The following is a 14,761-nucleotide window of genomic DNA, read 5'->3' as shown; positions in this document are numbered from 1 at the left end:
CGTTTTTCCACACAGACTTAATTCATTGGCTTTGGCAAAAAATTTCATTCATTTGTCTTAAGTTCCGTCGTTTGATGCCGATAATCCAACGATAAACCAGGCATCCAGGAGTCATTAGGTGTGAGCAACTACAATGAGCAGTTCCTGAAGCAAAATCCGTTAGCGGTGTTAGGCGTTCTCAGGGACTTAAATTCGCAGCAGGTTCCACTGCGTATCTCCTGGTCAGGTGGCCAGTTCATTAGCAAAATACTGGCGGTCACCCCGGACGAACTGATCATGGACTTTGGCAGTCAGGAATATGAAAACCAGGCCGTGCAGCGGGCCAGCCAGATCTCAATTATCGCCGAAACGCAGGGCGCCAAAGTGGAATTCACGCTGCCGCAGCTTAAAAAAGGCGAGTATCAGCGACTACCGGCATTTATCTCAACGCTGCCGCCTTCCCTGTGGTTCATACAGCGTCGGGAGTATTTCCGTATCGGCGCGCCGCTGCAGCCTCCCTATCGCTGCGCGGCAAAGATGCCGGACAACAGCATTCTGCATTTTCGCCTGTTCGATTTGTCTCTCGGCGGCATGGGTGGACTGTTAGAAACGGCAAAGCCAGAGGGACTGGTAGAAGGCATGCGCTTCTCACAAGTTGAACTGAACATGGCGCAATGGGGTGTGTATCACGTTGACGCCCAGTTGATTTCCATCAGCGAGCGCGTGGTTATCGACAGCAAAAACGAAACCATTACCACTCCCCGCCTGAGCTTTCGTTTTCTCAACGTCGGCCCGGCGGTGGAGCGGAACTTACAGCGGATTATTTTTTCCCTTGAGCGCGAAGCCCGGGAAAAAGCAAATAAGGTGCGCGGATAGCATTACATGAACTACATGACATCCAGCGCTTGCTGGAGCTTCCAGATATAGCGCGGAGCCTGCGGCGCCGGATGATTATCAGCCACATGTTCAATAAATTCATCCGGGCTGAGATCGTTGATCTTATTAATGGCTTTTTTTCTGTCGGAGGAGAATGTTCGCAGCAGTGCGCCCGCCCCGTTAGCGTACGACACCACCAGCGCATATTGCATCACCTGAGGATCTTCAATTCCGGCCAGAGGCCCGGTCTCAAGAATACTCAGGTAGGCGGCTCCCATCGAAATATTACGCTCAGGATTTTTCAGCTCGCTGGTCGACGGCTCTCCGCTCCATCCCATACGACGGTAAACATCGCGTCCTGACGTGGACGCTTTTAACTGCATCAGACCAATCGCATTCGATTTACTGACCGCATTCGGGTTTCCGCCAGATTCAATGGCGATGATAGCGGTAATCAATTGTGGGCTGACACCCCAGGCCGCACCGGCTTTTTCACTGATCGGCATCCATTGCATTGCGCGTTTGACCGGAACTTCAGCATTCCATGGCGGATTTTTGTAATCCTGTTTTGAACTACAGCCCGCAAGTAATACAACCAAAAAAGCAAACCATCTCAATTTCACGTCATCTATCCTTATAGCCGGAACCTGTCGCTGAGGTGACAACGACATACCTACGCGGCATGATATACATTTGGTTTTAGTTGTAGCAAGGAAATGCCATGTCCCGGTTTCACTTAATTGCCCCTTCGGGCTACTGTATCAACCAGCAGGCTGCATTACGTGGGCTTGCGCGGCTTACTGAGGCCGGTCACCAGGTCGATAATTCAGCGGTCATTGCGCGCCGCTGCCAGCGTTTTGCGGGCACAGAAGCAGAACGTCTGGCAGATGTGAACTCGCTCGTTAATCTGCATACGCCTGATACTATTGTGATGGCGGTACGCGGCGGCTATGGTGCGAGCCGTTTACTGGAAGGGATCGACTGGCAGGGACTGGCTGCTCGTCAGCAACAAAACCCGCTACTGCTGTGCGGGCACAGCGATTTTACGGCGATTCAGTGCGGTTTGCTGGCGCAGGGCAATGTGATTACCTTCAGCGGCCCAATGCTGGCGGCTAACTTCGGGGCCGAGGAGATGAACGCGTTTACCGAGCACCATTTCTGGCAGGCTTTGCGTCATCCCCAATTTACCCTTGAATGGCAGAGTAACGGCCCGGCGTGTGCGACCGAAGGTACGCTATGGGGCGGAAATCTGGCGATGATCATTTCGCTGATGGGCACACCGTGGATGCCCGCTATCGAAAATGGTGTGTTGGTGCTGGAAGACATTAATGAGCACCCATTCCGTATTGAACGCATGCTGCTGCAGCTATACCATGCGGGAATACTGGCCCGGCAGAACGCCATTATTCTTGGCAGTTTTAGCGGCAGTGCGACCAATGACTATGACGCCGGTTACAGCCTTGATTCGGTTTGCGCTTTTCTACGCGACAGATTGTCAGTTCCGTTAATCAGCGGTCTTGATTTTGGTCATGAACAACGTACCGTCACCCTGCCTTTGGGTGCCAATGCGGTGCTGAAAAACGATAAAAATGGCGCTCAGCTCACCATAAATGGTCATCCGGTACTTAAATCGTAAAAAAAGCTGCCAACAGGGCTAAGTAAAACGCTGTTTCTGTCGTTATTATGTTAGGGTTTGTTAATACGAAACAGCGTAATTCAGGAGTAAACGAACGTTGGATGCCGCAGCAGTTATTAGCCTTTTTATTTTGGGTTCCGTTCTCGTCACCTGCAGTATCTTACTCAGTTCATTCTCATCACGTCTTGGCATCCCTATTCTGGTGATATTTCTCGCTATCGGGATGTTAGCGGGGGTGGATGGTGTAGGCGGTATTCCTTTTGACAACTACCCTTTTGCCTACATGGTGAGCAACCTGGCGCTGGCGGTTATCCTGCTCGACGGCGGCATGCGCACCCAGGCCAGCTCTTTTCGCGTCGCGCTGGGTCCGGCGCTATCGCTGGCGACCGTCGGGGTACTGATTACTTCCGGACTTACCGGCATGATGGCCGCATGGTTGTTTAATCTGGATCTGATTGAGGGGCTATTGATTGGCGCGATAGTCGGTTCCACCGATGCGGCGGCGGTCTTTTCCTTGCTTGGTGGTAAGGGGCTTAACGAACGTGTTGGCTCCACGCTGGAAATTGAATCCGGGAGTAATGACCCGATGGCGGTATTTTTGACTATCACGCTTATCGCCATGATCCAAAACCACGAGACCGGTTTAAGCTGGATGTTCGCGGTGCATATACTCCAGCAGTTTGGTTTAGGGATTGTGCTGGGTCTGGGCGGCGGCTATCTGCTGCAGCAAATGATTAACCGCATTTCGTTGCCTGCCGGGCTGTATCCGTTACTGGCTTTAAGCGGCGGGATCCTCATTTTTGCCCTGACTACCGCACTGGAAGGCAGCGGTATTCTGGCGGTTTATCTGTGCGGTTTCCTGCTGGGTAATCGCCCGATTCGCAACCGATTTGGTATTCTGCAAAACTTCGATGGTCTGGCCTGGCTGGCGCAAATCGCCATGTTCCTGGTGCTGGGGCTACTGGTCACGCCTTCCGACCTGCTGCCTATCGCGATTCCAGCGCTGATTTTGTCCGCATGGATGATTTTCGTGGCTCGTCCGCTGTCGGTCTTCGCCGGGCTGCTGCCGTTCCGTGGCTTCAATCTGCGCGAGCGTATTTTTATCAGTTGGGTGGGCTTGCGCGGCGCGGTGCCGATCATCCTTGCCGTCTTCCCGATGATGGCGGGCCTGGAGAATGCGCGTCTGTTCTTTAATGTGGCGTTCTTCGTGGTTCTGATCTCCCTGCTGTTTCAGGGAACGTCGCTTTCCTGGGCGGCTAAAAAGGCCAAAGTGGTGGTTCCGCCGGTCGGCTGGCCCGTTTCGCGTATTGGTCTGGATATTCACCCGGATAACCCCTGGGAGCAGTTTGTTTATCAGCTCAGCGCGGATAAGTGGTGTGTGGGAGCCGCATTGCGCGATCTGCATATGCCGGAAGAAACGCGAATTGCCGCCCTGTTTCGTGACAATGTCTTGTTTCATCCGTCGGGCAGCACGCGCCTGCGTGAAGGTGACGTGTTGTGCGTCATTGGTCGCGAGCGCGATCTCCCCGCTCTCGGCAAGCTATTCAGCCAGTCGCCGCCGGTATCGTTAGACCAGCGCTTCTTTGGGGATTTTATTCTCGAAGCCAGCGCAAAATATGCCGACGTGGCGCTGATATATGGCCTCGACGATGGCACAGAGTATCGCGATAAACAGCAAACGCTGGGTGAAATCGTTCAGCACCTGTTAGGCGCCGCGCCGGTCGTCGGTGACCAGGTTGAATTTGCTGGCATGATCTGGACGGTGGCCGAGAAAGAAGATAATGCGGTGCTGAAGGTTGGTGTTCGCGTTGCTGAAGATGAGGATGAGTGACGTAGCTGTTTTTGCCGGGTGGGAGCTGCGCCTACCCGGCATACAAAAGTTACACCGTCACAACCGGTACGCGCAGCGCCAGCGAACACATCAGTTCGTAGCCCACCGTACCCGCAGCAGCGGCCACATCGTCAATTTTAATCTCTTTGCCCCACAGCTCTACCGGCGTGCCGATCCCCGCCTGAGGACATGGCGTCAGGTCAACCGCCAACATATCCATTGAGACCGTTCCGACCGTTTTAGTGCGTACACCATCTACCAGCACTGGCGTGCCGCTCGGCGCATGGCGCGGATAACCATCTGCATACCCGGTCGCCACAATGCCGATGCGTTGCTCCCCGCTGGCGGTGTAACGCCCGCCGTAACCGACCCGATCGCCAGCTTTCAGCGTTTGTATGCCGATAATTTCGCTGCTTAACGTCATCACAGGTTTCAGGCCCGTATTGGCGATGTCTCGCCACTGTCCAGACGGCGATGCTCCGTACAAAATGATGCCCGGACGAACCCAGTCATAATGCGCTTCTGGATGCCACAGCGTCGCAGCCGAATTGGACAGTGACCGTCGGCACTCCAGCCCTTCTGTCGCCTGCGCAATACGTGTCATCGCTTCCTGAATGCCATCCGGGTGTTCTGCATCAGCGAAGTGCGACATCAGCGTCATTTCACCGACATTGGGCATGGCCCGCAGCTGTTGCCAGACCGTGGAAACTCTGTCTGGTAAGAAACCCAGCCGGTTCATGCCGCTGTTCACCTTCAGATAAACATCGAGCGGTGCGTTCAGGCGCGCATTCTGCAATGCTTTTAGCTGCCAGTTACTGTGCACACACGTTGTCAGACGATATTTGTCATATATCGTCAGGTCGTCGGCGTGGAAAAAACCCTCCAGCATTAATATCGGGCCTTTCCATCCCCGCTCGCGCAGGGTTATCGCCTCTTCAAGATTGAGCATGGCAAAACCGTCGGTTGTGCCCAGCGCATTCCATACTCGTTCAATGCCATGTCCGTAAGCATTGGCTTTCACTACCGACCAGACGCGGGCGTCCGGTGCGGCCTGGCGAGTAATGGCCAGATTTTGTTTCAACGCCTGCAGGTCAATGCTGGCCAGTATCGGGCGGGTCATCTCTCATCCTTATCAGTTATGGGCGCCGTGTAAATGCCGTGGCCGAGAGGGGGTAAACCCCGGGCTGTAACGCGCCACGCTCAAATCGTCGTAAGGAATGGCTGGGGTACGACCAGATAAAATATCGCTCAGCAACTGGCCGGATCCACAGGCCATGGTCCAGCCCAGTGTGCCATGACCCGTATTAAGCAGCAGATTTTTAAAGCGGGTTCGTCCCACGACCGGCGTACCGTCCGGGGTCATCGGACGCAGTCCGGTCCAGAATGTAGCCTGCTCCACATGACCGCCGCGCGGGAAAAGATCGCGTACAACCATCTCCAGCGTTTCGCGGCGAGGCTGCAGCAATTCGGTATTGAAGCCAACAATCTCCGCCATGCCGCCAACGCGAATACGGTTATCAAAGCGGGTTATGGCGATCTTGTAGGTTTCATCAAGGATAGTAGAAACCGGGGCCCCATCATCCTGCGCCACCGGAATGGTCAAGGAATAACCTTTAAGCGGATAGACCGGAATATCAACAATACCTTTGAGCATCGCCGTGGAGTAAGAGCCAAACGCCATCACATAAGCATCGGCTTTAATGATTTCATCCCCACACTGAACGCCATATATTTGCTCACCCTCGCTGAGTAGCTTATCGACCGGGGTGTTAAAGCGGAACGTGACGCCCGCTTGCTCGGCCATCTGCGCCAGGCGCTGGGTAAACAGCTGGCAATCACCGGTTTCGTCATTTGGTAAACGCAAGCCGCCGGTCAGCTTATGCGCCACTTCCGCCAGCGCGGGTTCGACTTCCGCCAGGCGGTTTGCTTCAAGCAACTGATATGGCACGCCCGCATCTTCGAGCACGGCGATATCGCGGGTGGCGTTCTCATACTGTTGAGCAGTACGGAACAGCTGTAACGTTCCACCCTGACGTCCTTCATACTCAATGCCGGTAGAGGCGCGCAGCGCTTTCAGGCAATCACGGCTGTATTCCGCCAGCCGTACCATGCGTCCTTTGTTTTCCATGTAGTGACTGGTGTCGCAGTTACGCAGCATTTGCCACATCCATTTCAACTGGAACTGAGTCCCGTCGAGACGGACGGCCAGCGGGGCATGGCGCTGAAACATCCATTTAATTGCTTTAAGCGGTACGCCGGGCGCCGCCCATGGTGCTGCATACCCTGGAGAGATTTGTCCGGCGTTTGCCGCACTGGTTTCCAGTGCCGGACCGGGCTCACGATCAATGACGGTGACATCATGTCCAGCCTGACTTAAGTACCAGGCGCTGGTCACGCCAACGACACCACTTCCCAGTATGACAACTCGCATAGCCACTCCGTTAACAGTAAAAGAACAATCATCTAATTACATCTTGATAACTCAGTTGAAAATATTATTCAACATATGGCTTTTTTATGGTGACTTATCTCACATATAGCAGTGATTGCTGGGAACTCCCGGCTTTGGAATCTCATGCTGTGCGTTATTTTTATCCAGCATAAAATTTTGCGGATATGCCTTTTTTCTGCGCTTCGCTAACGTGAAATCGCAAAGAAAAAATTTCTGCCGCAGCACGTTTTTTAACACCATGATCTATGCTTGAAATGAGGTACTCCACACAGAGAGTGCCGCCAACAATGAGGGTGCGCGAATGGCTACGATTGATTCCATGAACAAGGACAGCACACGGTTAAGCGATGGACCCGACTGGACGTTTGATCTGCTGGATGTCTATCTGGCGGAAATAGACCGCGTGGCGAAACTCTACAGACTGGATACCTACCCGCACCAAATCGAGGTGATTACCTCCGAACAGATGATGGATGCCTACTCCAGCGTCGGGATGCCAATCAACTATCCGCACTGGTCGTTTGGTAAGAAGTTTATTGAAACCGAGCGCTTGTATAAGCATGGTCAGCAGGGGCTGGCCTATGAAATCGTCATTAACTCCAATCCGTGTATCGCGTATCTGATGGAAGAGAACACCATCACCATGCAGGCGCTGGTGATGGCGCATGCCTGCTACGGACATAACTCTTTCTTCAAAAATAACTACCTGTTCCGTAGCTGGACGGATGCCAGCTCCATTGTCGACTATCTGATCTTCGCGCGAAACTACATTACCCAGTGTGAAGAGCGTTACGGTGTGGATGAAGTCGAAAAGCTCCTCGACTCCTGCCATGCGCTGATGAACTACGGCGTGGACCGTTACAAACGACCGCAAAAAATCTCGCTTCAGGAAGAGAAAGCCCGGCAGAAAAGCCGTGAAGAGTATCTACAAAGCCAGGTGAATATGCTGTGGCGCACGCTGCCGAAGAAAGAGGAAGAGAAAACCATTTCCGAAGCGCGGCGATATCCTTCCGAGCCGCAAGAAAACCTGCTCTATTTTATGGAAAAAAACGCGCCGCTACTGGAGTCCTGGCAGCGTGAGGTCTTACGCATCGTGCGCAAGGTCAGCCAGTATTTTTATCCGCAGAAACAGACGCAGGTGATGAATGAAGGCTGGGCCACCTTCTGGCATTACACCATCCTTAACCACCTTTATGATGAAGGTAAAGTTACCGAGCGTTTTATGCTGGAGTTTCTGCATAGCCATACCAACGTGGTTTTCCAGCCGCCGTACAATAGTCCGTGGTATAGCGGGATAAACCCTTACGCGCTGGGCTTTGCGATGTTCCAGGATATCAAGCGTATCTGTCAGTCCCCCACCGAGGAAGACAGGTACTGGTTCCCGGATATTGCCGGTTCCGACTGGTTGGAAACGCTGCATTTTGCGATGCGCGATTTTAAAGATGAGAGTTTTATCAGTCAGTTCCTGTCACCAAAAGTGATGCGCGATTTCCGCCTGTTCACCGTGCTGGATGACGATCGCCACAATTACCTGGAGATTTCCGCTATCCATAATGAGGAAGGATATCGTGAAATTCGTAGCCGACTGTCGTCGCAATATAATCTCAGCAACCTGGAGCCGAATATTCAAGTCTGGAATGTCGATCTGCGCGGCGACCGTTCGCTCACCTTACGTTATATTCCGCATAACCGTGCCCCGCTGGATAAGGGACGCAAAGAGGTACTGAAACATGTGCACCGGTTATGGGGTTTTGACGTGATGCTGGAGCAGCAGAATGAAGATGGCAGCGTGGAGCTGCTGGAGCGTTGCCCGCCGAGGATGAACGGTCTGTAAATCTTATTGCCGGAGGCGGTGTAAACACCTTATCCGGCCTGCGCATTCGAGGCCGGATAACACGCTTTAGCGTCGCCATCCGGCATTGCGTAATTAGCGTCCCTGAATAGCTAAATCGCCCGGCAGGTTTTTCTGCATACGATGCCAAATCTCGCCGCTGTCGTGACCATAGCGGCGCACCGTTTCATAAACCTGCTCATGAGCGCCCTGCTCACACAGTTCTGACAGCTTACGATAGAAGCTCAGCGCCAGACCACGCGCTTCTGGATTAGCAAAATAATGACGACCAATACGGGTATATAACCCTTTCATTCCGTTGAGGATCAGACCGTATATGGGGTTACCGGACGCAAATGCCAGACCGCGAAAAATGTTGTAGTCCAGATCGGCGAACGCATCAGCGTGGTCAGCTACCTGATTTGCTGTCGCCAACACCTCCTGCGCTTTGTCAGGATGCTGGCGAAACGCGGTGCGGATAAAGATGGTTGAAATGTTGGTGCGCACAGACAGCAGATTATCGATCAACTGCGGTACGCTCTCGTGATCGAGGCGCGCCAGCGTTTCAAGAATATTCAACCCGGAGGTTTCCCAGAAGTTATTCACCTTCGTCGGTTTGCCGTGTTGAATGGTCAACCAGCCGTCCCGCGCCAGACGCTGTAATACTTCGCGCAACGTAGTACGTGTCACTCCGATCAGTTCAGAGAGTTCACGTTCAGCGGGCAAAATAGTGCCAGGTGGGAAGCGGTTATTCCAGATACTCTCAATGATGTACTCTTCCGCGAACCCCGCCGGGCTTTGCGCCTTAATGACCATAGTAATAATTCCATTACACAGCAAAACATAGTTACAGTTATCATACCAGACGGGTTTCATAGCTGATAGCTGACGAAATGAAGAAAAAGTGGATCAAGGCTTCATTTTCCAGATAACGCTGATACTCACTCCCCCCTTGCCATTCACGTGAAGAGCTTGCCTGCGCCCCCTCCTCCCGCTAAGCTTTGCGGTCAAACATAAAAACATCATTTCATTTTTAAAGGTAGGGAAATCACCATGGAGCTATCATGGAGCCGCGCGATGTGGCGGAATTTTTTAGGTCAGTCGCCAGACTGGTATAAACTTGCACTGCTCATCTTCTTAGTCGCTAACCCGATTATTTTTTTCATCAATCCCTTTATTGCAGGCTGGTTGTTGGTGGCCGAGTTCATTTTTACGCTGGCAATGGCGCTAAAATGTTATCCACTGCTGCCGGGCGGGCTGTTGGCAATTGAAGCTGTCATCATTGGCATGACCAGCGCCGCGCATGTACGTGAAGAAGTTGCCGCCAACCTTGAGGTGTTACTGCTGCTGATGTTTATGGTGGCAGGCATCTACTTTATGAAGCAACTGCTGTTGTTTATTTTCACCCGTCTTCTGCTCAGTATTCGTTCCAAGTCACTGCTTTCGCTCTCCTTTTGCATTGCTGCCGCCTTCCTGTCCGCGTTCCTTGACGCGTTGACCGTCGTTGCCGTGGTGATAAGCGTAGCGGTCGGTTTTTATGGCATCTACCATCGCGTGGCCTCTTCCCGTGGGGAAGATAACAATATGCTCGATGACAGCCATATCGATCAGCACAACAAGGTCGTTCTGGAGCAGTTCCGTGGTTTTCTGCGTAGCCTGATGATGCACGCAGGCGTCGGTACGGCGTTAGGCGGCGTAATGACCATGGTTGGTGAACCGCAAAACCTGATTATCGCCAAAGCAGCTGGCTGGCACTTTGGCGACTTCTTCCTGCGCATGTCACCGGTCACCGTTCCGGTGCTGATTTGCGGTCTGCTAACCTGCGTGCTGGTCGAGAAATTACGTTGGTTCGGCTATGGCGAAACGCTGCCGGAGACCGTCCGCGATGTCCTGCAAAAATTTGACGATCAGAGCCGTCAGCAGCGAACCCGCCAGGACAAGATCAAACTGATTATCCAGGCGATTATCGGCGTCTGGCTGGTGGTCGCCCTGGCACTGCATCTGGCGGAAGTGGGATTAATTGGTCTGTCAGTGATTATTCTGGCAACGTCGTTAACCGGCGTTACCGACGAACATGCTATAGGCAAAGCCTTTACCGAGTCGCTGCCCTTCACCGCCCTGCTGACCGTGTTCTTCTCTGTTGTTGCGGTGATCATCGATCAGCAGCTCTTTTCGCCGATTATTCAGTTCGTTTTACAAGCCTCTGAACACGCACAATTAACGCTGTTCTATCTGTTTAATGGTCTGCTGTCGTCTATTTCTGATAACGTCTTTGTCGGCACTATCTACATCAACGAAGCCAAAGCGGCCCTGGAACAGGGGACTATCAGCCTTAATCAGTATGAACTGTTAGCGGTGGCGATTAACACCGGTACCAACTTGCCTTCCGTGGCCACACCAAACGGGCAGGCGGCGTTCCTGTTTCTGCTGACTTCCGCCCTGGCACCATTGATTCGCCTCTCTTATGGTCGCATGGTATGGATGGCTCTGCCTTATACCCTTGTACTGACGCTCGTCGGGTTGCTTTGCGTGGAGTTCACACTTGTTCCAATGACCGAATGGATGACCCAGTCGGGCTGGTTAGCTACACTTTCATAACAATTAGCCGGGCAAATCACTGCCCGGTTTGACTTTTTGCATGATAATTATCCGATTACGCAAATTTTCAATTCCCGCTAGTGGCGCATAAAGTGAATTGGTTTAAACTGCGGTCTCTACGCATGTTGCAGGGAAATTATTATGTTGCGATTTTTAAACCAGTGTTCCCGTGGTCGTGGAGCGTGGTTATTGTTGGCGTTTACCGCCTTTGCGCTGGAACTCGTTGCGTTGTGGTTCCAGCACGTCATGCTGCTAAAACCTTGCGTGTTGTGTATTTATGAACGTAGCGCATTATTTGGCGTGATGGGTGCGGGACTGGTGGGGGCTATCGCGCCAAAAACACCGCTGCGCTATGTGGCAATGGTTATCTGGATTTACAGTGCCTGGCGCGGTCTTCAGTTAGCGTATGAACACACCATGATTCAGCTTCACCCGTCACCATTTATGACCTGTGATTTTGCCGCGCGCTTTCCGAGCTGGTTACCGCTGGATAAATGGCTGCCGCAGGTGTTTGTGGCATCGGGCGACTGCGCTGAGCGTCAGTGGTCGTTTTTAACCCTCGAAATGCCGCAGTGGCTGCTCGGGATCTTCGCCGCATATCTTGTTGTGGCGATACTGGTCGTCATAGCACAACCGTTTAAACCGAAAAAACGTGACCTTTTCGGTCGCTAACAGAGACGCTCCTTCGGGAGCGTTTTTTTTGGCTTAAATTCATTGCCTGCTGGCATCTATAAGATGTATATTAAATACATCTTATAGATGCCACACGAAGGAGATGTCTTATGTCCCATTTACGCATCCCGGCAAACTGGAAAGTTAAACGCTCTACTCCCTTCTTTACGAAAGACAATGTTCCTGCGGCACTGCTCTCCCACCACAACACCGCTGCGGGGGTGTTTGGACAGCTCTGCGTGATGGAAGGCACAGTAACGTATTATGGCTTTGCCAATGAAGACGCAAAAGAACCCGAAGTGAAAGTAGTGATTAATGCCGGCCAGTTCGCGACCAGCCCACCACAATACTGGCATCGCGTTGAATTAAGTGACGATGCGCAATTCAACATCAATTTCTGGGTTGAAGACGACAACCATGGAGATGAGATGTATCAGGCGAAAAAATCTTAACCTTTAACGCCTGCTAATCGATGGGCGGCTCAGTCCGCCCATGAAGGTTTGTTCAGGATATGATCCTGCCAGTCGCGCACTTCTGATTCTTTTACCGCAATATGACGTACCGAAATACGTTCGCCATGCATTGCCGCTTTCGACCCGGTCAGCAACGGATGCCATTCTGGCAACCCTTTTCCTTCCGCCAGCAGACGATAAGCACAGGTCATCGGCAACCATTCAAAGGTAGGCAGATTATCACGCGTGAGTTTGATGCAGTCCGGCTCGTATTCGAATCGACGTTCGTAGTTACGGCACTGGCAGGTTTTAATATTGAGCTGCTTACAGGCGACGTTGGTAAAATAGATTTCGTCAGTGTCTTCATCCATCAGCTTATGCAGGCAGCATTGACCACACCCATCACATAATGACTCCCACTCGGCATCGGTCATTTCATCAAGGGTTTTACTTTGCCAGAAAGGTATGTCGCTCATCAGGGTATCCGCTATCGTAATAAAGCTGCACCTTATAACCAGTCTGGCACGCCCGCCTGAAAAGGCGGCAAGCAGAGATTACAGCACTCGGGTGGTCAGAGTTTGTCCGTGGAAACTGATAGCCAGTTCATCACCACTACTTAACGGTCCAACCCCTGCTGGCGTACCCGTCAGCACCACATCGCCCGCTTTGAGCGTAAAGAAACGGCTCATGTAGGCAATCAAAGGAACAATGGGATGGATCATATCTGCCGTCGAGCCGTGCTGACGCGTTTCGCCGTTTACCGTCAAGCCGAGCATTGTATCCTGCGGATCACCATCAAATTCCGCCACCGGGATAAATCCTGACAGCGGGCATGAGTTATCAAAGCCCTTGGCTTTTTCCCACGGCTGACCGGCTTTCTTCATTTTGCCCTGAATATCGCGCAGGGTTAGATCCAGCGCTACGCCATAGCCAGCGATGGCTTTACGCACATGTTCTTCTGTCGCCTGGCGTAAGGTTGCGCCAATCAGTACCGCCAGCTCAACCTCATGGTGAACCGACCCCATATCGGATGGGATCGCCAGCGGCTGGCGCAAATCACACAGCGCAGTTTCCGGTTTGATAAACAGTACCGGCTCTTCCGGGGTGGTTCCCCCCATCTCTTTTATATGGTTGGCATAGTTACTGCCTACGCAAACCACCTTACTCACCGGATAATCCAGCAGAGCACCATGCCAGTTGTGATGTTGATACATTACTTTCCCCTAACGTAGTCATAGATTTCAGGTACTGCATCGATGGAACGTGCTGCTGCCGGATGCAGTTTAACGTTTAGCGTCTGATGTATTTTGTTTGGCCGCTGCCAGATGCTGTTTGAGCAAATCTTCTGGCGGTGGCGGTATTTGTAAATAATAGCCCTGCTCGATTAGCGCCTGTTTTACTTTTTCAAGATCGGCATTAACCAGTTTTTTTCGACCATCAAGCGGTAACATCATTGCCAGCGTTGGCTGACCAAATCCTTTCATCAGTTCTTCAGGAACTCGCGAGAAATCGTCTTTTTTTTCGACATATAAATAAGTCTGGTCACGTTTGCTGCTTCGGTAGATCACACAAAACATATCTTTTACTCTGAATTCACGGAATGGTGGCTTGCCTCAATATAATACTGACTATAACATGCCTTATAGTCTTCGGAATATCACCCCGCGCTGGGGATGATAAATAGCAAATTGAGTAAGGCCAGGATGTCAAACACGCCAATCGAGCTTAAAGGCAGTAGCTTCACCTTATCAGTGGTTCATTTACATGAAGCAGAACCCGAGGTTATTCGTCAGGCGTTGGAAGACAAAATCGCGCAGGCCCCTGCATTTTTAAAACATGCGCCCGTAGTGGTTAACGTGAGTGGTCTTGAAAGCCCGGTAAACTGGTCGGCGCTGCAGGAAGTTGTCGCGTCTACCGGCTTGCGCATTATCGGCGTTAGCGGATGCAAAGACGCTCGATTAAAGGCTGAAATTGACGAAATGGGACTTCCTTTACTGACTGAAGGTAAAGAAAAAGCGCTTCGTCCCGCGCCTGTTGAGGCTCCAGTTCCCGTCCCGCCGCCGCAAAACGTTACTCCCATCACAAAAACACGATTAATAAATGTACCGGTTCGTTCCGGTCAGCGCATTTATGCTCCACAATGTGATCTGATTGTTACAAGCCACGTCAGTGCGGGCGCAGAGCTTATCGCTGATGGCAATATTCATGTTTATGGGATGATGAGAGGTCGAGCGCTGGCAGGCGCAAGCGGTGACCGGGAAGCGCAAATTTTTTGTACCCACCTGACGGCAGAACTGGTGTCTATCGCAGGTGTTTATTGGCTGAGTGATAAAATCCCAGCAGAATTTTATGGCAAAGCGGCACGCCTGCAATTAGCAGAGAACGCTTTGACAGTTCAACCGTTGAATTGATCCCTTTTTAACAAGGAATTTCT

General features: G+C 52.0%; 15 protein-coding genes. 8 read left to right on the top strand and 7 right to left on the bottom strand.

All coding sequences use genetic code 11. From position 1 onward, the window contains the following. Nucleotides 1-120 precede the first annotated feature (120 nt). Complete coding sequence (gene ycgR, locus FDX09_RS21265) at nt 121-855, top strand: flagellar brake protein YcgR (RefSeq protein WP_137347826.1); 735 nt, start codon at nt 121-123, stop codon at nt 853-855. A gap of 11 nt (nt 856-866) precedes the next feature. Here the strand turns inward: ycgR and emtA are convergent, their stop codons facing one another. Next, entirely contained in the window at nt 867-1,478 is a 612-nt protein-coding gene (emtA, locus tag FDX09_RS21260) for a membrane-bound lytic murein transglycosylase EmtA (RefSeq protein ID WP_016153365.1), read from the bottom strand. A gap of 98 nt (nt 1,479-1,576) precedes the next feature. Between emtA and ldcA the strand changes: the two genes are divergently transcribed. After that, nucleotides 1,577-2,491, top strand: coding sequence for a muramoyltetrapeptide carboxypeptidase (ldcA, locus tag FDX09_RS21255; protein ID WP_137347825.1), 915 nt, complete (start codon nt 1,577-1,579; stop codon nt 2,489-2,491). Between the two features lie 97 nt (nt 2,492-2,588). Further along, a complete protein-coding gene (locus tag FDX09_RS21250) occupies nt 2,589-4,322 on the top strand; it encodes a potassium/proton antiporter (RefSeq protein ID WP_038641221.1) in 1,734 nt (577 codons plus the stop codon). A gap of 49 nt (nt 4,323-4,371) precedes the next feature. Here FDX09_RS21250 and dadX read toward each other — a convergent pair whose 3' ends face one another. Beyond that, complete coding sequence (gene dadX / locus FDX09_RS21245) at nt 4,372-5,442, bottom strand: catabolic alanine racemase DadX (protein ID WP_038641223.1); 1,071 nt, start codon at nt 5,440-5,442, stop codon at nt 4,372-4,374. Nucleotides 5,443-5,454: 12 nt separating this feature from the next. Continuing rightward, a complete protein-coding gene (locus FDX09_RS21240; RefSeq protein ID WP_085048063.1) occupies nt 5,455-6,753 on the bottom strand; it encodes a D-amino acid dehydrogenase in 1,299 nt (432 codons plus the stop codon). A 322-nt stretch (nt 6,754-7,075) separates the two neighbouring features. Here FDX09_RS21240 and FDX09_RS21235 point away from each other — a divergent pair, with 322 nt between their 5' ends. Continuing rightward, nucleotides 7,076-8,608 (top strand): SpoVR family protein, encoded by a 1,533-nt coding sequence (locus FDX09_RS21235; RefSeq protein WP_069324685.1) that lies wholly within the window; start codon nt 7,076-7,078, stop codon nt 8,606-8,608. A gap of 93 nt (nt 8,609-8,701) precedes the next feature. On the opposite strand, the gene fadR is transcribed toward FDX09_RS21235, so the two are convergent. Further along, nucleotides 8,702-9,421 (bottom strand): fatty acid metabolism transcriptional regulator FadR, encoded by a 720-nt coding sequence (fadR, locus tag FDX09_RS21230; RefSeq protein WP_038641229.1) that lies wholly within the window; start codon nt 9,419-9,421, stop codon nt 8,702-8,704. 237 nt (nt 9,422-9,658) lie between these two features. Between fadR and nhaB the strand changes: the two genes are divergently transcribed. From nhaB to FDX09_RS21215, 3 genes are all read left to right on the top strand, one after another. Then, nucleotides 9,659-11,203, top strand: a complete 1,545-nt coding sequence (nhaB, locus tag FDX09_RS21225) for a Na(+)/H(+) antiporter NhaB (protein WP_038641231.1) — start codon at nt 9,659-9,661, stop codon at nt 11,201-11,203. 141 nt (nt 11,204-11,344) lie between these two features. After that, the gene (gene dsbB / locus FDX09_RS21220) at nt 11,345-11,875 is read left to right on the top strand and encodes a disulfide bond formation protein DsbB (protein WP_042307884.1); all 531 of its coding nucleotides are present in this window, start codon (nt 11,345-11,347) and stop codon (nt 11,873-11,875) included. Between the two features lie 110 nt (nt 11,876-11,985). Continuing rightward, entirely contained in the window at nt 11,986-12,327 is a 342-nt protein-coding gene (locus FDX09_RS21215; protein ID WP_003020940.1) for a DUF1971 domain-containing protein, read from the top strand. Between the two features lie 29 nt (nt 12,328-12,356). On the opposite strand, the gene FDX09_RS21210 is transcribed toward FDX09_RS21215, so the two are convergent. From FDX09_RS21210 to FDX09_RS21200, 3 genes are all read right to left on the bottom strand, one after another. Further along, complete coding sequence (locus FDX09_RS21210) at nt 12,357-12,803, bottom strand: YcgN family cysteine cluster protein (RefSeq protein WP_003020944.1); 447 nt, start codon at nt 12,801-12,803, stop codon at nt 12,357-12,359. 78 nt (nt 12,804-12,881) lie between these two features. Further along, entirely contained in the window at nt 12,882-13,541 is a 660-nt protein-coding gene (locus FDX09_RS21205) for a fumarylacetoacetate hydrolase family protein (RefSeq protein ID WP_038641240.1), read from the bottom strand. 69 nt (nt 13,542-13,610) lie between these two features. Next, the gene (locus FDX09_RS21200) at nt 13,611-13,904 is read right to left on the bottom strand and encodes a YcgL domain-containing protein (RefSeq protein WP_038641242.1); all 294 of its coding nucleotides are present in this window, start codon (nt 13,902-13,904) and stop codon (nt 13,611-13,613) included. A 126-nt stretch (nt 13,905-14,030) separates the two neighbouring features. Between FDX09_RS21200 and minC the strand changes: the two genes are divergently transcribed. Next, nucleotides 14,031-14,738: a septum site-determining protein MinC gene (gene minC / locus FDX09_RS21195; RefSeq protein ID WP_038641244.1), complete on the top strand. Its 708-nt coding sequence runs from the start codon at nt 14,031-14,033 to the stop codon at nt 14,736-14,738. Nucleotides 14,739-14,761 lie beyond the last annotated feature (23 nt).

This window comes from Citrobacter sp. wls717, assembly GCF_005280955.1.
Classification (GTDB): Bacteria; Pseudomonadota; Gammaproteobacteria; order Enterobacterales; family Enterobacteriaceae; genus Citrobacter; species Citrobacter werkmanii.
This window is presented reverse-complemented; position numbering and strand designations above follow the sequence as displayed.